Raw genomic sequence first — 16924 nt, 5'->3', positions numbered from 1 at the left:
AGCCTCCCTCGATTTGCGGGAGGCTCTTTTCATATTGGACATACGTGACAAATATGTGAAGAATTCCGTTCCCTTGGAAGAAATAGCCCGAACGAGTCATAAGGCTTTTCCAGTTATTTGCCTATAATGGGTACTGGGGATAATCCTTGAAAATGGAGGTAATCGAATGACCCTCACCTATTTCACTGAAACCTTTGGCTTTCGGGCGACATGGAATCCAGAGCTGATTCTATTGACTTTCTTGATTGGTCTGGCTTATTTCTCGCTGACTGGACCATTACGCCAAACGTTTCAAGATTCCACACCTGTCACACGCAAGCAAAAGACCTTTTTCACTCTCGGCTTACTTGGTTTTTATTTTAGTTTGGGGAGTCCCTTGAACGTAGCTGGGCATTTTTTGTTTAGCGCCCACATGCTACAGCAATCATTGCTTTATCTCGTCATGCCCTTGCTGCTCTTGGCAGGTACCCCGTCATGGTTGATTCGCTCCTTGTTCTATCGCCGGGGGCTCAAGCTTTTCATGCGCATAGCGAGTCATCCGATCCCTGCTATTCTCATGTTCAATGCCCTGTTCTCGTTTTACCATATGCCTGTTATTTTAGACTTGGCAATGAACAACCTGGCCCTACATAATTTGATTCATTTACTGCTGCTGGTGACAGCGATATTGATGTGGATGCCTGTTATCGCACCGATACCGGAAATTCACCGTCTGTCAGAACTGCAAAAGCTTGCCTACATCTTTGCTAACGGCGTTTTGATTACGCCTGCTTGTGCACTGATTATTTTTTCAGCAACACCTTTGTATACGACATATGTAGACGGTCCTTCCATGCTCTGCGCTCCATTCTTTTCCGCGCCGATCGACAAATCGATGTTCGCCGTTCCCCTTCTCCCTCTGGATGATCAACGACTCGGCGGAATCGTAATGAAGCTCATGCAGGAGCTGACGTACGGAGTCGTTCTGGCTTACATTTTCTCTACCTGGTACCGCAAAGAAAAGAATCAGGAAGAGGACGGCCTCATAACGCCATAGTCAAAAAGAATGAGAAAGGAGGCGCTACTCACACGTGAATATCGCCCCTGCTACCGCTATCCGAATCAGACGGTTGCTCTTGTTGTTACCCGTCCTCGTCCTTGTTGCTCTTGTGGCTTCTTGGGTTTGGTTCGGGCCCAAGAATGCCCAGGCGAAATTGCCAGATGTAACTCTGCAAACCATCGATGGACAACCCTATTCGCTAGCACCGCAAAAGAAAACCTTTCGCTTGGTGGAGCTAATTTATACCCGTTGCCCGGATATTTGTCCCACCACAACCATCAAAATGGTTCAGCTGCAAAAGCGCTTGCTCGAAGCAAATCTGATGGGGCAAGACGTTGAGTTTTTGACCATCACGATTGATCCACAAAACGACACTCCTGATGTCATGCGCTACTATGGCAAGCAGTTGGGGATTCAAGAGCACGGTTGGACCCTGCTTCGGGGTGATGACGAAACGATCAAAACGGTTACAAATTCGCTTGGCTTTTTTGCCAATAAGATGGATGATGGATTTATCTCTCATACATCGAGTACGTATCTCGTGGATGATAACAATGCTGTCATTCAAAAATTCGGCATGGGTGACGATTTCGATCCCGATCAAATTTATCAGGAACTGTTGAAATTAAAAAAGGAAGGGTAATCCAACATGAAACGTACGATGATTCTGCTCTTATCCATGCTTCTGCTCCTCTTAGCCGCTTGTGGAAAAGAGAACGAGCAACAAGCTTTTCAACCCGGAGCTCCCGTTAAGGCTGCCTTTACTTTGGAACCAAAGGAGCTTGTAGTGGGCGACACCGTTACCTTCTCTGTTAAAGTCACACAAGATGGCCAACCCGTGGATGATGCCAAGGAAGTGAAATTCGAATGGTGGAAAGATGGGCAAGAGAAACATGAAACGATCCCGGCTTCGCTGCAAGGAGACGGTGTCTACACGGCCCAGCAAACCATGAACGAGCCAGGTTCTTATTTTGTCTACTACCATGTAACGGCACGAGATTTCCACAATATGCAGAAGACACCTTTTACCGTAACCAACAAAGCAGGTGAAACTCCTGGGCCTGGGGCGACGCCCGTGCCAGAAGCTGGTGCAAATCCGTCACACGATCATGGAGCGACTGGCCACGCGAATGCCGAAATGGTAGATTATCATTTCTCCCCAGCCGACAACATCAAAGTAGCAACACCAACTGCCCTCACTGTTCATCTCATGAAGGACAACAAAGCGTTGGACAAAGCGACAGTCAAGTTCGAGTTCTGGAGGGGAACTGACCAAAAGCATAGCTTCGTGGATGCAACGGAAACTGCAGCTGGTCAATATGACGGCAACGTACAGTTCCCTACTGCTGGGGATTATACAGTCAAGGTCCATGTGGAAAAGGGAGAAATTCATGATCACAAGGATTTTTCCCTTTCAATAAAATAAGAACACAATATAAAACGGCCATCCTCCCAAGGAATGGCCGTTTTGCTTATAAATTTGGTTAGCAAGTAAAATAAGAGATTCGATGCAAGTCTGTCCCGTAATACTCCCAACGATATCCAGTCCAGCGGTATCCAGATACAGAGTTACGACTGACATAGACGGGGTAAAACCAGAAAGAACGACCATTCCGCAACCATACGTACGTGTAGCGATATAAGCAGGGATAGAATCCGCCAGCATCAATCCGGCGTGTTCCCCCATAGCCTCTTGCTCCTGGTGCACTTGGCGTCCTGCTGGGTGGAGGACCTGGTGGTGGCGGGGGAAAACCTCCTGGTGAACCGGGGGAACCAGGGGAGTCTGGAAAACCTGGGGAACCATCTCGGCCGCCAGGGGGAAATTGATATGACATGACGTGTCACCTCCTACTAGTCTCCCTATAGGAAATGCAGCAAACGCACAGATGGTATGTGCGTTTGCCCGCCGTCATTCACCTATTTTTTCCGCAATAGCCTGTATATAAATCCGCAGGCGCCCCACTCTTTCATCCATTCCGAGCACCTAGATTGGCAGTTACCCTGCACAAAAATTGTACAGTCTCTCCCATTTTCAACCGATTCGATCCTTTTACGAGAAAGGCTGTATCTGGTTTCAGCTGTTTTGCTAGACGCCGATGCAAGCCTGCCTTACTCAAGCAATGCCTCACCCGATTTGCCGGAAATCCGGAGCGAATCGCTGCTCTTGCAATATACCTCGCACTATTTCCCAGCGTATATAAGTAGTCTACATTTTTTTGACTCAAATATATCCCGACATCCTCATGACCTTTGACGTCGTATTTTCCCATTTCTAGCATACTGGCGAGCACGGCGATCTTTGTGGTATGCCCGACCTGGCTTAACACATCAATCGCTGCCTTGGCCGCATCGGGATTTGAGCTGTAGGTATCATCCAGCACCTGAATGTTATTTGCGAGTCGATAACTGGTAAGGCGTTTTCTCTGTCCGCGAAACTGGCTTAACCCGCGACGAATGTCATCGACGGGAATCCCCATCGTATGTGCGACTGCAATAGCAGCTAACGCGTTGTATAAATTATGCTCGCCAGGAATAGGAACAAAAAATGACTCCTTTTCTCCACGTAAAGAGCATTCGAATCGAAACCCATTACCTTCTATTTTCGTTCGCCCCGCCTTATAGTCCGCCTCCTTCTCTTTGCCAAATGTCACGATTTTTCCCGTGAATGAACCCAGGTACGGCTGTTGAACAAACTCGCGAGAATAGGGACAATCTCTATTCAGAAAAACGGTTCCCGTGGGTTTCATATGGCGAATTAACTCCGTTTTTGCTAACGCCAGCTGCTTGGCATCACCGCCAAAATTTCCGATGTGTGCCGTGCCAATATTCGTGATGACTCCCATAGACGGCTGGATGATTTTGCAATGCTGTCGCAAATGACCGCTTCGATAAATTCCATATTCAAGCACTGCGGCTTTGTGCTCGTCCCGAATTCTTTTGGTATGCGCTCTGGTATTTCCCAGGAAGTTCTTGTTATACATCGATTTATATGTGGGCATCCGTAGACTTAAGATGCTGTAGATCATTTCCTTTGTCGTGGTCTTCCCTGCGCTTCCTGTCACAGCGATAACCGGCTTGTCAAGAATCAGCGTCTTTACAGGTGCAGCAGCTCTTCTCTTCTTTTTCACGGGCATCACCCCTTTGCCTCGTTCTTCTTCTCTCGATCAGCTTTCCTATTGTATGAACGGCATAGACAGCCTGTATAGACCAATATCTATGAAAACGTTCCGCTACTATCCAAATCAGAAGGACGACTTCTGGAATAGAGTAGGAGGGGAGGTGAAGCGCATGAAAAAGAAGGCTACGATCGCCGCTGTAGGCGACATCCTGATGTGGAAAGAGCAGGTGGCAACTGCCAGATTGCCTGGTACAGATCAATTCTCTTTTACCGATATGTTTCATCCGGTGGCACCGATTCTCTCAGCGGCGGATCTCACGATTGGCAATTTAGAAACGACTTTTTCCGGGAAAACACAGCCCTATCAAATCGGCTCAGCACGAACCGGTTACCCTCGCTTCAACTGTCCAGATGAATTGGCACGGGACTTGAAAACATCTGGATTTGACGTATTGACTACAGTGAATAACCACTGTCTGGATGGCGGAGTAACCGGACTATGCCGAACCCTTGATGTTTTGGATCGATACAAGCTTGCTCATACTGGAACCTATCGAAGCCCCGACGAGGCAAATACCTACCTGATCAAGGAGGTAAACGGCATTCGCATCGCCATGCTTGCTTATACCTACGGGACAAACAAGCAGGTGATCCCCGCTCATACACCATGGATCGTCCGACTTCTTCATCTTGACACGATATTATCCGACCTGAGAAAAGTTCGTCCTCTCGTCGATGTCGTGATCATCTCCCTTCACTTTGGGATTGAATTCCGCTATACACCGACGACGCGCCAGCGGCAGCTCGTACAAAGCCTGCTCGACAATGGTGCTGATGTCATCCTCGGGGCTCACCCACATGTTCTGCAGCCTGTTGTCACTCCGAGTATCATGACTCCTCACGGGACAAAGAGACAAACATTAGTCGCGTATTCTTTGGGCAATTTTACATCAGAGAAAATGCTCTCGTTTGATCAATCCCAGTGCGGGGCAATCCTGCGATTCACTGTCGAAAAAGATGAGAGGAATCAGATTTCACTCGAGCAAATCTCGGTCATCCCGACCTTTTCGCAACGATATGTAAGTCAAGGACGTATATGCTTTCGTGTCATCCCCATGCGTTCCTATCTGAAAAGTCCTGATCTGTATGTGCGACCCCTGCAGAGAAAAAAGCTCCAGCTGCTGTGGAGTCGGGCCATCCGCATCATAGGCAGGTCGCGGGGCGTATTGATTGAATAACACAGGAGCAAACGAGGGAGCGGGCAGTTTGCTCCTCCCCTTCCTCTTTTCCTACATAGACCACGATTGACGATTTACAGAACATTTTGGTAAAATCAATTGTAACCAACAAAATAACTATCGATAGTTACAAAGGAGAGATGCCTTGCATGATCACCGTTCGCCGTATCGACTCGGAGGATTTACCTGCATTTCTGGCCTTCCCGGATCACCCTGCTTCCGTTCGGGATGATATAGCTGCTTATCTCGATAAAATGTTTGCACAAGGAGCCATGCGTCAAGACTGGTGCTTCGTTCTGGAGGTACAGGGTGAGATCGCTGGTCGTCTTGGCTTCTGGACATTTCCTGGCAGTAAGCAAGCGACTGATTTGGTTTTGTGGGAGCTTCCATGGAAAGAAACAGAATGTACTTCGCTCGGAGCTCATTTTTTACGCGAAGTCTTTACACTCATGGCTGGGAATCTCTCGGAGAAAATCGGCTATGTTCTGGATTCCCCTTCCTCCTCTCCCCAATGGCAAACGGATCACCAAGAGCAAAGAAATGTTCTGGAAGCGCTCGGCTTTCGGATTAGCCGGGAAACAAACCGATTCGAATGGCATGCTTCGAACGAGGCAACTGCTATACCGTCAAAAGGAACGCATGATCTGATCGTGTACCGCAGTCTTCCTGAGGTTGGCGAGGCTGCATTTGTGGATGCCATCCTTCGTGTCTCGCAATTCACCCACGATCAACAAATAACAGAACGGCGCTTGGAAAAAGGCCCTCAAGTCCAAGCGCAGGAAATGTTCCAAGATTTGCAACAAATGAAATACGAACCGGAATGGTGGCAGCTTGCCTATACTGCCAAAAATGAGCTCATTGGATTTTTGATGCCTACAGTCAGCCCTACCTTTGCTACGATTGGATACATCGGTGTTCTCCCCGAGCAAAGAGGGCACGGCTATATTGATCCATTGCTGAAGCAAGCCACAGACGTTCTTGTACAAGCTGGAGAAACATACATCCGCGCAGATACGGATCTAAAAAACACGCCAATGGCCAAAGCCTTTTTACGTGCTGGTTATCACCAGTTTGCCAGTCGCCAAGAATTTTCCCTGGATCGCGGCTTGTTGCTCTAACAGACAAACAAAAAAGGGGGCGATTGCTGTAACAATCACTCCCCTTACTTCCCTTGTATAGACAATATTTATGGGACAATTTCAGACATTTCTGCTGGGCATACAGCTTGCTTCAGCATTTCTGTTGCCTGTTCCGTATCTACGTCTTTTACCAATTCAATCTCACTAATGAGGAGCTGCTGCGCATTATCCAGCATCACTTTGTCACTCGTTCCCAATACTTTTTCTTTACTCATACCAACCAAATCGCGAATGACCTCAGATTGCTCGTAAATATCGCCACTCTTCATTTTTTCTGTATGAAGCTTGTAGCGCTGTGCTGCATTCAAGGCGGTGTCGCGTTGCCCCTCTAGCATGGCGGCCAAAACATTCTCTAGAATGTCGGCTTCGACCACCTTTCTGATACCAAGAGCGGACATCTTTTCAACCGGGACCATGATGTTTAACTCTTTCAGCGACATGTTGAGCACATAATAGAGGTGTTTTTCACCCAAAAACTCTTTCTCCTCCATCGCCTCGATTACGCCTGCCCCGTGGATCGGATAAAAAACCTTGTCTCCAACTTGAAACATACGTCCACCTCCTTCAAAGCAATCTAAAGCCATTATAACACAAAAATCGAATTTAAAATTTTTTATTTTATCATGACGATCAAAATCAAGTCAATAAAAAATTTACATCTTACTCATTGAGCGTTTCTGTTGCCATTCGCCGCCTAGTTTAAATACGATCACACCCCCCACAATGACCAGTACCCCAAACAATTGCGTAAAAGTAATCGGCACTTGAATCAGCCCTAACCAGCCGATTGAATCCGACCATAAAGCAAAACCGAGCTGGGCAGTGAGAACGATGGAGATGGCATACGTTGGGCCAAGCAGTCTCATCCCTTGCACCAAACAAAAGACCACCCCAACGCCGATCATTCCGCTGAACCAGTACCACGGCTGCATAGTTTGAGGTGAAAACAACTGACTTCCTTCAAAAATGAGACCCATTGTTAAAGACGACAGAAACCCCATCCCAAGCACAAGAGTCGTCGTAGACCATGTTCCTACCTGTTCACTTACTTTCCTGTTAAAAATATTTTGCAGGCTGACCAACAAGCCAGCCAGTAACGCGAAAAATAGCCCGACTACCATGTTTTTGACACTCCTGTCTCCTTATTCGTTGGGAGTCTCGCTCGCCATTTTAGCTAAACCTTCCCTATCCTTGATTAGAAGGTATCCATTGGCACGCTCAATCAGTCCCTCCTTGCAGAACTGTTGAATGACCCGATTCAAATGTCTGTAGCTCGTTCCAATCATATTCGCTGCATCCAAGAGATAGCTCGTACTGATCTGTTCTCTGTTGGCAGAATTCCACTCCTCTATCGAAACGGACAACAAATAACGCGCGAAACGTACTTCTACTGGGTACAAAAGGTTGATGCTTAATGTGTTGGACTTCACACAAAATTTATTCGTAATGATTTGCAGTAAAAATTGCAAGAGTGGAGCGTAGTCCGTCCCGTATTTTTTCAACCAGCGATAATGAATCCCGATCATCTGAACAGACGAGGCCGCTTCTACCGAATTCTGGTAAGAAATTCCTCTTACATACTCAATATCTCCGATCACTTCAAGGGGCTTTTTAAAGGATAGGATCAGCGTTTTTCCTTCGGGGGAAGTCGTAAAAACCTTTACTTTTCCCTTCACCAAAACATACAGGTGACAAGCCGCCTCACCCTGGGCACAAATGAGCTCCCCTTGATGAAATTGGTACAAGGACAAATGCGGCAGAAAAGGCTCATAAAAGACAGACGCTAACTGATGTTCATGGAGATATTGTTGCAAAAGCTCACGATTTTCGATTTCCTTCATCCCTCTGTTTCACCCTCTCGCTATCAGGATCGCAGTATCAGCACACCCAGAATCATCATCCCGATCCCGATAAAATGCGGCAGCCTCATCTTTTGTTTATCAACACCGAACCACCCATTGCTATCAATGAGAAAAGTCAGGCTAAGCTGCGCAATCAAGACAGCTGAAATCGTCATGGTTACCCCGATCTGCTGGATAGCCGTAACATTGCTAAAAATGATAAACGCTGCGAATGCCCCACCTGTCAAATATAACGGTTTCACTCGCCTATATGCCTGCCATTTTCCATCTCGAAAAAACAATAGGAGTATAAAAGCCGTGAGAAAGCCCGTTAACTGCGTAAGTGTCGCGGTTTGCCAAGTACCAATATCTTGACTGATTCTTGCATTCGCTACCCCTTGCAAGGTAATGAACACACCGCCCAAAATAGCAAAAATAATTCCTTTCATCCCTCTCACCTCACACTGATCTGTTCCTAATTAAAAAGGATGGCAAGGTGGATAGGGAAGGACATATGTCCTCATAATTTTCGTTACAAAAAACAAAGAAAAGGCCCTTTCCGTTAGAAGGACCCCTCGCTCACTCTTCTCATTGAATCTTTTTTTGTTTCACGATTCCTATCACAAGCAAAACGATCATCCCAATGATCGTGATCGGCAGAAACCACTTCCCAAAGCCGCCTCCCCAGCCTAGAGCAATGGAAACCGACTCCAACAAGATTACGGAAAAAATAATTAAGCAACTATTTTTTATTTGGTTCACGATTTTTCGACTGTGCAAATAAAACTGCTCGGCATTCGATTCAGAGAAGCGTGCTGGGTAGTTATGTAGCTCCGGATGTTTTTCGAGTACCTGCATGAGGAAAATGATAAAGACGCCAATCCCAGGCAAAAGAAGCAACTCCCATTTTGAACCCCAGCGATCTACTTCCCCCAAGGAATCGTAATGGGCAGGCACCTCGTCAGGAAGCTTATTCCATACAAAGACTAAAAAGAGTAGTGATCCCACAAAAAATAAACAACCAACTACATCCCATAACCGTTCGCTGCCTGTCTTTGGTATATTTGTGAGTGGTCTCTTCATATTCTCCCCCCTACTGCTGCTCCTCCTACAAGCATTTTACCATTTATGTCCATTTGTGAGTCAAGGTCAATCCGTCACACACTTCTGGGCGTTTTTACATATCTTGATGTGGAGTAAGGAGGGAACAACAGTGGATGCTCCTATAAAGGAAAGTATGTTGTTTGAGCACCGTTTCTGGCTTCAGATTCTGGGCGATCATGCCCGCTTTATTTTTCAATCACTCGCTCCGAATGAAGAGCAGGAGATTGAAAAAGCTGTATACTTTCTTGTGTCATTTGATAACTTACTGGATATCGCCAGGCAGAATCTATCTTCCGATGAACTAGACGCACTCAACCAGCAGGCAAGTGAACTCACGCAACAGCTGCGTGAATTTAAACTCCACATTCTGGAAAGGCACCTCATCAGTAAAATATCGATCAGTCTTCCTCCAACGTTTATGAACCACATGGTCAATGAACTAGAAGAGTATGAACGTATTTTGCATGCCTTCCTCTCCGGAAGCTTGCCACCTGCCAATCACCCGGTAGAGCTCCACCTTCTGTGGCTATCCGATGCGGTCGGGCATGCAGCCACCATCACGTCCCTTTTGGACATGGTGGAAAAAGATTATCAGCGTAAAAGTGAACAATTTACCAAACAGTTCGAGCATTTTTACCTAAAAGCGGTGGAATTAGCCGGGTATCTCCGAACAAACTTGAATAACTTCCCGGCACTACGCCGTTTTAACCATCAAGCAGAAATGGAAATGAAGCTTTTTCAGGTATTCTTACATGAATTGGAAGAGATGCGGATGCACGATGAATTGCTTGGCGTTTTCTCCCCGCTCATGGCCGACCATATGTCTCGAGAAGAATGCTACTATTTGATGAAGCTATCTGAGGTTTCCGACGTGCCATCACCAGACTGTTTCTCGACAAGACCCCGAACCGAGTAAAAGATTAACCTTGTTTGGAACTAGGCGAAAGCGAAAGGCTTTACGCCTCTTTTTCATTCTTTCTTCGCGATATCCACTCATGCATAAGCAAGCAGAAAGCTGTCCTCATATCCTATCAGTACCAACGGTTAAGGGGGTAGTGTTATGGATCCAATTGATCATCATAGACAGCGTATGCATCACCACATGAGGCAAGCAGAACGTTTTCGCTCTTTAGCTTTTGAACATCGTCATGACCGACTGCGTCATCATACCTTTAGAGAAAGAGAACACTTCCATCGCATGAGGGCCCATCACCACAGAATGCAAATGCATTCGATGCGTCGTTTTTGACATGGGAAAACTCCCTTTACCGGGAGTTTTTTTGTGGGACAAGCCAATAATTTCTTAATTCTGTGCTCATGCCCATTCACGAAACTGGGTAAACGCATAGTCATACATCATGTATGATTAAAAGTGGAAATGGGCTTTGATCCGCCCAAATCCTTATGCGGAGGTACAACATGACAGATGTTTTTGTTATTCGATCATTAGAGGAAATACGTTTTTGGTCTCGCATCATGAAAGAACACTCCCTGTTTCTCAAATTGGGCTTTCACTGCGAAGACACAAAATTGATTGAAGAAGCGAATCGCTTTTATAGCATTTTTGAAGAAATTGAAAGCCAAGCACTTGCCTTTTCTTCTGACGAAGACCCTCAACGAATCTATGACTTTAATCAACTCGTTCACAATGCCGTTTCCTATATTTGGGCTTTTAAACGCAAAGTACTCGGACTCATTATTCAATGCAAAATCGGTGGTAACAACTTTCCGCTGTTAGTCGATCACGTGAGCAGGGAAGCAGCCTATTTTCGGAATCGATTAGAACAATTGAATACAGGAAACCTTGATCCCTTACCTGATGCGGTGATTAATGAAAATGTCTTTTTCCTGCGAATCATGGCTGACCATGCGAAATTTATTAACCATCTGCTCGATCCTTCTGAAAGAAAGCTAGTGGACCAAGCTAGAGAATTTAGCCATGATTTTGATCAATTATTGTTCCAAGCTCAGGATCTTGATTCCATGCGTCCCCAGTCTCAAACGAAACCACTACTGAATCAGTTTGTGGATCAAAATCGCGTATCCGTTCGTCAATTGCGTGACTTCAAAAAAACAGCTCGTGATTTGATTGAGGAATGCAAAATTAAGAGCATAATCCCCCCATTGCTCGCTGACCATGTATTTAGAGAAGCTTCGCATTTTCTTGAAATTTTAGATGCCTTTGAAGTATCCCTTACACACGCAAGGTAGCGAAACAGGAGGAACATCTATCGAATACTTTTAAACCCGTCTCAATAATGCGAAGAGGCACCTCCTATCAGACAGGATGGTGCCTCTTCGCATTGATAACCATGAAGCAAATGATTAACACAAAAAGTCTCTTTAGAATAGGGACAAGTTAAACAGCAATCCAAGCAAAAACATAATAATTACATATCCTGGTATTACTGCAAGTTGTATATTCGTCTTTCTATCGGTAATAAAATGCGCACAGTAAAAAGATATTGACCCCGACACTGACAAACATAAATAAAATTCAAAAGAACTTCCCTGCAATAAAAACCTATCTACCAGATATGAATACATGATGCCCGTTACTACAAAGATCAAAGTTACAAGAAAACGGTTTACTATCTTGGATGTAAAAGAATAGACCAATTCTCCTAACAAGCATCCAACATAGCAAAACGGTAGTAAATAAAAACTCAACATACATGTCAAGAAAGTGAAAACATTAACCACTCCTTCACCTTGATAGGATAGGCAGGAGAGCATACTAATGATATACAACATGGCACTGACAAGAAACGCTACACTTGCTGCACTAAAAAAACGTAAAATCTGCATGGACACCTCATTAAATTGAAACTTGACATTACAACCACCTCGATAAAAAAGCACACAGTCTATCAATTCAATAGCCATTATTTTAACATATGTTATATCCCATACATTAGGGGCAGAGACTTTTGATTTTCCTCTTCAGAAATTCCCCGAAATTACAATCGAGGTTTCCCAAAACGCCAAACTGTGGGACGTTGGAACCTTATTGGGGTGCCTTTTCATTCCATCCTCAATAAGGCGAGCACACGTCCGTGACCATCCTAACACTATTTTATCGTCCATTTTCGTCACTTGAGAACACTCGTACAATCAAAAGGAAAATTCTGTTAATACTTTATTTTAGATCCATCCTAAAGGAGAAGAGATCCCATGAAAAAGAAGAAATCTAATTTTAAGAAATGCAAGAAAGTAAATGGTCAATTGGTGCAATATTCATCTTATTATCCAGCACAATCTGGAGGCTGTATCTGGCTATGCATGCGTCATGGGTGCGGTTGGTGGTGTCCAGAACGCGAGATGTAATGTGACCTTATTCCAAGAAACATCATGCTAACCACATTGGTTGTGTTTTTACCACTCCCTGTTTATTAGGGAGTTTTTCTTGTTACAATTCCCGGAGCCATTTTAATGTTTCTAGATCGCCAATCTGTTAAAATTATTTCAAAAAGGGAATTGTTGGTGATCATTTATGAAAAATAGACCTCTTTGGTTCAATATCTTTTCAGTAGTTGCTCTTGCTATTGCAGTAGTGAATATTTTTACACATGTGGCTTTCTTAAGAATTGTAACGATGATATGCCTTGCCGTTGTCATGGCTTCTTTAGGATCATTTGAATTGAAGAAAAACCGTAAGATGGCCTTTATTCTATTTGGTGTGGCCGCTTTTCAAGTTTTCGTGTCGGCAGAGATGATTTATGTCGCCGTTACAAAATAACTATCTGGTTGAAATACGGTTCACAAGGTCTTCTTGTGAGATACTTGTAAAAATCGTTTTAGAGGTGGAGCTTCTTGATCCGCTAGTAAATAGAAAAGCCACTCGGCATCCGAGTGGCTTCATTCTATTTACTTTTCTGTATCACTTCTTTTTCGCATTCATCAAGGATATGTATAAGCTTTGGCCTTATGAAATAGGCTTACAGAAGATTTTAGGCATTCACAACTCCTCGACATAATCCTTGGCGGTGTTATTATTGAACAAGAACTTATATTGGAGGAAAAAAGCATGACACAGAAAAAAATGCTGATGTTGATTGTGGTGCTGCTGATCGGCGCCGCTTATTTCTTTGGCCTTGTGCCAATAGAGAACAAACCAGTCAACAACGGGAACGTAGACCATACGATTGTTTTTCCTTCTGATCGATACCCTCAGACCGCAAAGCATATCAAAGAAGCGATTGCCTCCGGGAAGTCAGCTGTATGTACAATTGACCGCAGTGGGGCAGATGGAAATCGCGAAAAATCACTTAAAGGTATTCCTACAAAAAAAGGATATGATCGAGATGAATGGCCAATGGCTATGTGTGCTGAGGGAGGCACAGGGGCACATATTGAATACATATCACCTTCAGATAATCGAGGGGCTGGATCGTGGATTTCCAATCAACTAGAGGATTATCCCGACGGAACCAAGGTTGAAATCTTGGTTAAATAAAGTTGCCCGCAAATTCCTCATACAAATAAACATTTCTCAGTAAACGACCCGTCTCCTTTATACAGGGACGGGTTAGCTATTTCTAGAGTGTATACACACATCTGAGATTGTGCTGAACGCGGCGTCCTCCTATATACACGACTGTTAAATTGTCTGTTACAATTGCAGAGTGTCATTCATTTTAATCAAGTCCTAATTGACTTTCGTTACTTACCTGCAATCCTTTGTCCACTCCATTAGGAGACTGCAACTTACCCTCTTCTTTGAGGAATTTCCCTTGATATACCCCTTTAATTACGTACGCGTCTTCGGCAACGGGACCTTCATATTTTTCTAAGTATACATACGCTTTTTCACCTGTTTCGAATACCTCATTACCTTCAAAAGTATACTCTGTTCCATTTTTATATCCGCCGGTCTCTAGTATTTTGATCACATTTTTTGGCTGTACATCCCCCTTATACACTTGTTTGACTTTTGCGTCACTAAGAGTAAATACGACGTTTTGATACTGGAAGCTCTCCGATTCATTGATTTCAACCTCGGCAATCACTTCAGCGCTTTCATGAAGCTCTTTGATACTATCGAAACCCTCTACTACCTCTCCCGACACATCTACTTTTTTTAAAGTCTGCTTATCACTTTTTGCTGGTTTATGAGAGGTTTGGTCGTAAGCACGACTCGTTTCGATTGTATGAGAATCTAAAAATAAATAGCCTCCGCCAACAAGAAAACCTAATGCAAGTGTGGATAATATAATTTGTCTTGTGTTCTTCATTACATTTTTCATCCTTCCCATACCGCAATATCATCGTCAGGTGCTTTTTTTATTTTCACTCCTCTGTTTCTATTTTTTCAAAAGGTAGAATGCTATAATGCTTTTTAACTGTAAATATATGGAACCACCTTTATTTTGACGAACGATTCTCGCTTTTGTTTCACACGTGCAAATAAAAACCGCCTCATGATTCAAGACGGTTGTTGGCAACGTAAGTAAAAGGTCCACGGCCATAGTCCGGAATGATCCGAATCTAATTTGGAGAGTGAATATATTGACCCTGCTTAAAAAGTTTAGTTTTTGGCTAACTTTGGTCAGTATTTTGATTTGCCTTTTCGATATTTTAGGGAATGATAAAAAGCACATCTTATTTGCAGTGACAAACCCCATCCTCAATGAAATTGTTTATATTGAACCGTTCAGACATTGGATAATCGAAGTGAATCAGGATGCTAACAGTACCATTCTTTCTGTTGGGTATTTACTGCATGTCATTACTAACTTCTTGTTTGGACTAATGATTGACGTAGCACTTGCATTTAGAAAAAAACAACATCAGCATAATTAATAAAACAGGGGGACATGTTCAAACAACATGCCTTCTTTTGTTTTTTAAAATGCGCTTCTATTCCTAAACTTGGACAAAAAAACTGCACCTCCAGCTGTTAGATGCGCCTAACAATTGAGGTGCAGTTCAAGTCGTCGCTTTGCCTTTTGGCATACTTTGATCTTAAATTGGAAAATATTAATTCTCGTATAAATTTACATTCATATAAATAGGACCGCTTCCATAATTTACGCACTCTAAATAATAGGTCCCGGGCTCCAGTTCAAAATATTCTTCTTTATATTGATTCCCAATTACTGACATAGATAGAGTCTTTCCATTTGGATTAACGATATAGACCTTTGAATCCGGGACCACTGGATAACTTACACTACCGGTAAAAGCTACTACCTTAACTGACGTTTTTGCGTTGATCGTGAATGTTCCAGAGGAAGCTATCCTATCTAATCTCGAAAGATGAAACCAAAAGAAAGGAGACTCACTTTGTACTTCAGCTTGAAGCTTACTCTGCCCCTGGTTAAATGAAGTTTGATTTTGTGTGATTTCACTTGCAAACACAGCTTGCGAACCGAAAGTTAATGCAGAAACAACTGCACCCAAAGTCATTAAACCTTTCATCATAATCCTCACTCCTAGTTTTACTTAATCTTTTTGAACATACCTTTTCATATTTCCTATCTACAAAAATGTTTCGTCGACTACGACGGGCTACAAATCAAAACTACAAACATTTCCACTTATTTACAATTTTCTAAAGATACATAACATGCATCTTAAAACAATACAATTGTATCATTTAGATTCTTCCTGTAATTTTCTTCTTCGATTCACTGTAAGAACATCTTAAAACCATGACCGCAAAGGAGGAAGAATGAGAATGAGAATGAGCATGTCCACATCTGCACCGGAATGCACCATCACCCGTAACCGTACCCTGAATGTCCGTCCTCTTCGCAGAAGATCCCGTCACCTTCTGATACTTTCCAGCCAAGAGCCTTCGCTTCCCTTTTACTGGCACAAGGATCATCTAACGGTTCAACATAAAAAAATCCAACCAGGATTGTAACAAATTACCATCACCTTCGTCCTTTTAGAGGAGACAGTATCCTATGTGAATTGGAGGTATTTCATTTTGAACAAAAAACTTTTTAAATCTGGAAACTTAATAGTTGTTCTACCTCTCTTATTTGCACTTTTAATTCCTGCAAGTTTCTTACTCGGCCCATCACTAGCCACAAAAAATGAATTCGACTGGAAATTACAAGCCGGTTCTGCCAATGGAATTGTATCCAAAACTCCAATTGATGTAGCGAGTGGTTTGTTTTACAATGGCAGGCCGTTACGGAATGCATTAGTAAAAGTAACTTATTTTGACAATAACCGAAATGTGAGTATTGTAATGCAACCTTATGAGGATGGATATGAAGGGACAGTTTTCTTCCAAGAACCAGGAAAATATACCCTTCGATTTTCTGTAGAGAAAGGAAATATTATAGGCTCAGAAGAATGGGAAATTGATGTAGAAGAGTAATCATTAATTTCACTTTCTACACTTCTCGATGAGAAGTTATTACTTTATAAAACACGGCAGGGGCCTTTTCGCTTTTAATCATTTGAAAAATTCCTAGTGTGTTAGATAACAC

Annotated in this window: 21 protein-coding genes; 11 read left to right on the top strand and 10 right to left on the bottom strand. The window is 43.5% G+C overall.

Annotated elements, in window-relative coordinates:
• Window positions 1–166 precede the first annotated feature (166 nt).
• The 3 genes from ctaG to ODZ53_RS24565 are packed head-to-tail and all read left to right on the top strand — an operon-like array spanning window position 167 to window position 2465.
• Window positions 167–1036 (top strand): cytochrome c oxidase assembly factor CtaG, encoded by an 870-nt coding sequence (gene ctaG / locus ODZ53_RS24575; RefSeq protein ID WP_012685676.1) that lies wholly within the window; start codon window positions 167–169, stop codon window positions 1034–1036.
• Window positions 1037–1070: 34 nt separating this feature from the next.
• On the top strand, window positions 1071–1682 hold the full coding sequence (locus tag ODZ53_RS24570; RefSeq protein WP_012685675.1) for an SCO family protein: 612 nt from the start codon (window positions 1071–1073) through the stop codon (window positions 1680–1682).
• Between the two features lie 6 nt (window positions 1683–1688).
• Window positions 1689–2465 (top strand): FixH family protein, encoded by a 777-nt coding sequence (locus tag ODZ53_RS24565; protein ID WP_372680731.1) that lies wholly within the window; start codon window positions 1689–1691, stop codon window positions 2463–2465.
• Here ODZ53_RS24565 and ODZ53_RS24560 read toward each other — a convergent pair.
• Complete coding sequence (locus ODZ53_RS24560) at window positions 2454–2726, bottom strand: hypothetical protein (protein WP_372680729.1); 273 nt, start codon at window positions 2724–2726, stop codon at window positions 2454–2456. The two genes, ODZ53_RS24565 and ODZ53_RS24560, sit on opposite strands and share 12 nt — an antisense overlap.
• 280 nt (window positions 2727–3006) lie before the next feature.
• On the bottom strand, window positions 3007–4173 hold the full coding sequence (locus ODZ53_RS24555; protein ID WP_372680727.1) for a UDP-N-acetylmuramoyl-tripeptide--D-alanyl-D-alanine ligase: 1167 nt from the start codon (window positions 4171–4173) through the stop codon (window positions 3007–3009).
• 154 nt (window positions 4174–4327) lie between these two features.
• Here ODZ53_RS24555 and ODZ53_RS24550 point away from each other — a divergent pair, with 154 nt between their 5' ends.
• Together ODZ53_RS24550 and ODZ53_RS24545 are read left to right on the top strand one after the other, a co-directional pair.
• Window positions 4328–5395, top strand: coding sequence for a CapA family protein (locus ODZ53_RS24550; RefSeq protein WP_372680725.1), 1068 nt, complete (start codon window positions 4328–4330; stop codon window positions 5393–5395).
• Window positions 5396–5544: 149 nt separating this feature from the next.
• A complete protein-coding gene (locus ODZ53_RS24545) occupies window positions 5545–6513 on the top strand; it encodes a GNAT family N-acetyltransferase (RefSeq protein ID WP_372680723.1) in 969 nt (322 codons plus the stop codon).
• A gap of 68 nt (window positions 6514–6581) precedes the next feature.
• Here the strand turns inward: ODZ53_RS24545 and ODZ53_RS24540 are convergent, their stop codons facing one another.
• The 5 genes from ODZ53_RS24540 to ODZ53_RS24520 all read right to left on the bottom strand — a co-directional run bounded on the left by ODZ53_RS24540 (window position 6582) and on the right by ODZ53_RS24520 (window position 9458).
• Window positions 6582–7085 carry a CarD family transcriptional regulator gene (locus ODZ53_RS24540; protein ID WP_372680721.1) on the bottom strand — a complete coding sequence of 168 codons (504 nt, stop codon included), beginning with the start codon at window positions 7083–7085 and terminating at the stop codon, window positions 6582–6584.
• 102 nt (window positions 7086–7187) lie between these two features.
• The gene (locus tag ODZ53_RS24535) at window positions 7188–7655 is read right to left on the bottom strand and encodes a DMT family transporter (RefSeq protein ID WP_372680719.1); all 468 of its coding nucleotides are present in this window, start codon (window positions 7653–7655) and stop codon (window positions 7188–7190) included.
• A gap of 21 nt (window positions 7656–7676) precedes the next feature.
• Complete coding sequence (locus ODZ53_RS24530) at window positions 7677–8375, bottom strand: Crp/Fnr family transcriptional regulator (protein WP_372680717.1); 699 nt, start codon at window positions 8373–8375, stop codon at window positions 7677–7679.
• A gap of 23 nt (window positions 8376–8398) precedes the next feature.
• Window positions 8399–8824, bottom strand: a complete 426-nt coding sequence (locus ODZ53_RS24525) for a DMT family transporter (protein ID WP_372680715.1) — start codon at window positions 8822–8824, stop codon at window positions 8399–8401.
• 139 nt (window positions 8825–8963) lie between these two features.
• On the bottom strand, window positions 8964–9458 hold the full coding sequence (locus tag ODZ53_RS24520) for a DUF1648 domain-containing protein (protein WP_372680713.1): 495 nt from the start codon (window positions 9456–9458) through the stop codon (window positions 8964–8966).
• 130 nt (window positions 9459–9588) lie between these two features.
• Between ODZ53_RS24520 and ODZ53_RS24515 the strand changes: the two genes are divergently transcribed.
• Window positions 9589–10395, top strand: a complete 807-nt coding sequence (locus tag ODZ53_RS24515; protein WP_372680711.1) for a DUF2935 domain-containing protein — start codon at window positions 9589–9591, stop codon at window positions 10393–10395.
• 213 nt (window positions 10396–10608) lie between these two features.
• Here the strand turns inward: ODZ53_RS24515 and ODZ53_RS24510 are convergent, their stop codons facing one another.
• Window positions 10609–10731 (bottom strand): hypothetical protein, encoded by a 123-nt coding sequence (locus ODZ53_RS24510; RefSeq protein ID WP_041749352.1) that lies wholly within the window; start codon window positions 10729–10731, stop codon window positions 10609–10611.
• A 167-nt stretch (window positions 10732–10898) separates the two neighbouring features.
• Here ODZ53_RS24510 and ODZ53_RS24505 point away from each other — a divergent pair, with 167 nt between their 5' ends.
• From ODZ53_RS24505 to ODZ53_RS24495, 3 genes are all read left to right on the top strand, one after another.
• Window positions 10899–11690, top strand: a complete 792-nt coding sequence (locus ODZ53_RS24505) for a DUF2935 domain-containing protein (protein ID WP_372680709.1) — start codon at window positions 10899–10901, stop codon at window positions 11688–11690.
• A 1282-nt stretch (window positions 11691–12972) separates the two neighbouring features.
• On the top strand, window positions 12973–13218 hold the full coding sequence (locus ODZ53_RS24500; RefSeq protein ID WP_142495722.1) for a hypothetical protein: 246 nt from the start codon (window positions 12973–12975) through the stop codon (window positions 13216–13218).
• A gap of 288 nt (window positions 13219–13506) precedes the next feature.
• Window positions 13507–13935, top strand: coding sequence for a NucA/NucB deoxyribonuclease domain-containing protein (locus tag ODZ53_RS24495; protein WP_372680707.1), 429 nt, complete (start codon window positions 13507–13509; stop codon window positions 13933–13935).
• 181 nt (window positions 13936–14116) lie between these two features.
• On the opposite strand, the gene ODZ53_RS24490 is transcribed toward ODZ53_RS24495, so the two are convergent.
• Entirely contained in the window at window positions 14117–14713 is a 597-nt protein-coding gene (locus tag ODZ53_RS24490) for a hypothetical protein (RefSeq protein WP_372680705.1), read from the bottom strand.
• 274 nt (window positions 14714–14987) lie between these two features.
• On the opposite strand from ODZ53_RS24490, the gene ODZ53_RS24485 reads away from it, so the two are divergent.
• Entirely contained in the window at window positions 14988–15281 is a 294-nt protein-coding gene (locus tag ODZ53_RS24485; RefSeq protein WP_372680703.1) for a hypothetical protein, read from the top strand.
• 177 nt (window positions 15282–15458) lie between these two features.
• On the opposite strand, the gene ODZ53_RS24480 is transcribed toward ODZ53_RS24485, so the two are convergent.
• Window positions 15459–15902 (bottom strand): hypothetical protein, encoded by a 444-nt coding sequence (locus tag ODZ53_RS24480; protein WP_142495718.1) that lies wholly within the window; start codon window positions 15900–15902, stop codon window positions 15459–15461.
• A gap of 511 nt (window positions 15903–16413) precedes the next feature.
• Between ODZ53_RS24480 and ODZ53_RS24475 the strand changes: the two genes are divergently transcribed.
• Entirely contained in the window at window positions 16414–16812 is a 399-nt protein-coding gene (locus tag ODZ53_RS24475; RefSeq protein ID WP_372680701.1) for a hypothetical protein, read from the top strand.
• The last annotated feature ends 112 nt before the right edge of the window (window positions 16813–16924 follow it).

The sequence above is a fragment of the Brevibacillus sp. BD137 genome (genome assembly GCF_041644655.1).
Lineage (GTDB): Bacteria > Bacillota > Bacilli > Brevibacillales > Brevibacillaceae > Brevibacillus > Brevibacillus brevis_D.
Note: the sequence above shows the minus strand (reverse complement) of the source record. Positions and strands in the feature narration are given on the sequence as shown.

Coding starts and splice junctions, on each gene's coding strand:
- ODZ53_RS24550 (WP_372680725.1), top strand. CDS start 4,328: ATGAAAAAGAAGGCTACGATCGCCGCTGTAGGCGACATCCTGATGTGG.
- ODZ53_RS24510 (WP_041749352.1), bottom strand. CDS start 10,731: ATGTCAAAAACGACGCATCGAATGCATTTGCATTCTGTGGTGATGGGC.
- ODZ53_RS24520 (WP_372680713.1), bottom strand. CDS start 9,458: ATGAAGAGACCACTCACAAATATACCAAAGACAGGCAGCGAACGGTTA.
- ODZ53_RS24480 (WP_142495718.1), bottom strand. CDS start 15,902: ATGATGAAAGGTTTAATGACTTTGGGTGCAGTTGTTTCTGCATTAACT.
- ODZ53_RS24525 (WP_372680715.1), bottom strand. CDS start 8,824: ATGAAAGGAATTATTTTTGCTATTTTGGGCGGTGTGTTCATTACCTTG.
- ODZ53_RS24535 (WP_372680719.1), bottom strand. CDS start 7,655: ATGGTAGTCGGGCTATTTTTCGCGTTACTGGCTGGCTTGTTGGTCAGC.
- ODZ53_RS24495 (WP_372680707.1), top strand. CDS start 13,507: ATGACACAGAAAAAAATGCTGATGTTGATTGTGGTGCTGCTGATCGGC.
- ODZ53_RS24565 (WP_372680731.1), top strand. CDS start 1,689: ATGAAACGTACGATGATTCTGCTCTTATCCATGCTTCTGCTCCTCTTA.
- ctaG (WP_012685676.1), top strand. CDS start 167: ATGACCCTCACCTATTTCACTGAAACCTTTGGCTTTCGGGCGACATGG.
- ODZ53_RS24490 (WP_372680705.1), bottom strand. CDS start 14,713: ATGAAGAACACAAGACAAATTATATTATCCACACTTGCATTAGGTTTT.
- ODZ53_RS24560 (WP_372680729.1), bottom strand. CDS start 2,726: ATGGGGGAACACGCCGGATTGATGCTGGCGGATTCTATCCCTGCTTAT.
- ODZ53_RS24555 (WP_372680727.1), bottom strand. CDS start 4,173: ATGCCCGTGAAAAAGAAGAGAAGAGCTGCTGCACCTGTAAAGACGCTG.
- ODZ53_RS24545 (WP_372680723.1), top strand. CDS start 5,545: ATGATCACCGTTCGCCGTATCGACTCGGAGGATTTACCTGCATTTCTG.
- ODZ53_RS24505 (WP_372680709.1), top strand. CDS start 10,899: ATGACAGATGTTTTTGTTATTCGATCATTAGAGGAAATACGTTTTTGG.
- ODZ53_RS24540 (WP_372680721.1), bottom strand. CDS start 7,085: ATGTTTCAAGTTGGAGACAAGGTTTTTTATCCGATCCACGGGGCAGGC.
- ODZ53_RS24500 (WP_142495722.1), top strand. CDS start 12,973: ATGAAAAATAGACCTCTTTGGTTCAATATCTTTTCAGTAGTTGCTCTT.
- ODZ53_RS24530 (WP_372680717.1), bottom strand. CDS start 8,375: ATGAAGGAAATCGAAAATCGTGAGCTTTTGCAACAATATCTCCATGAA.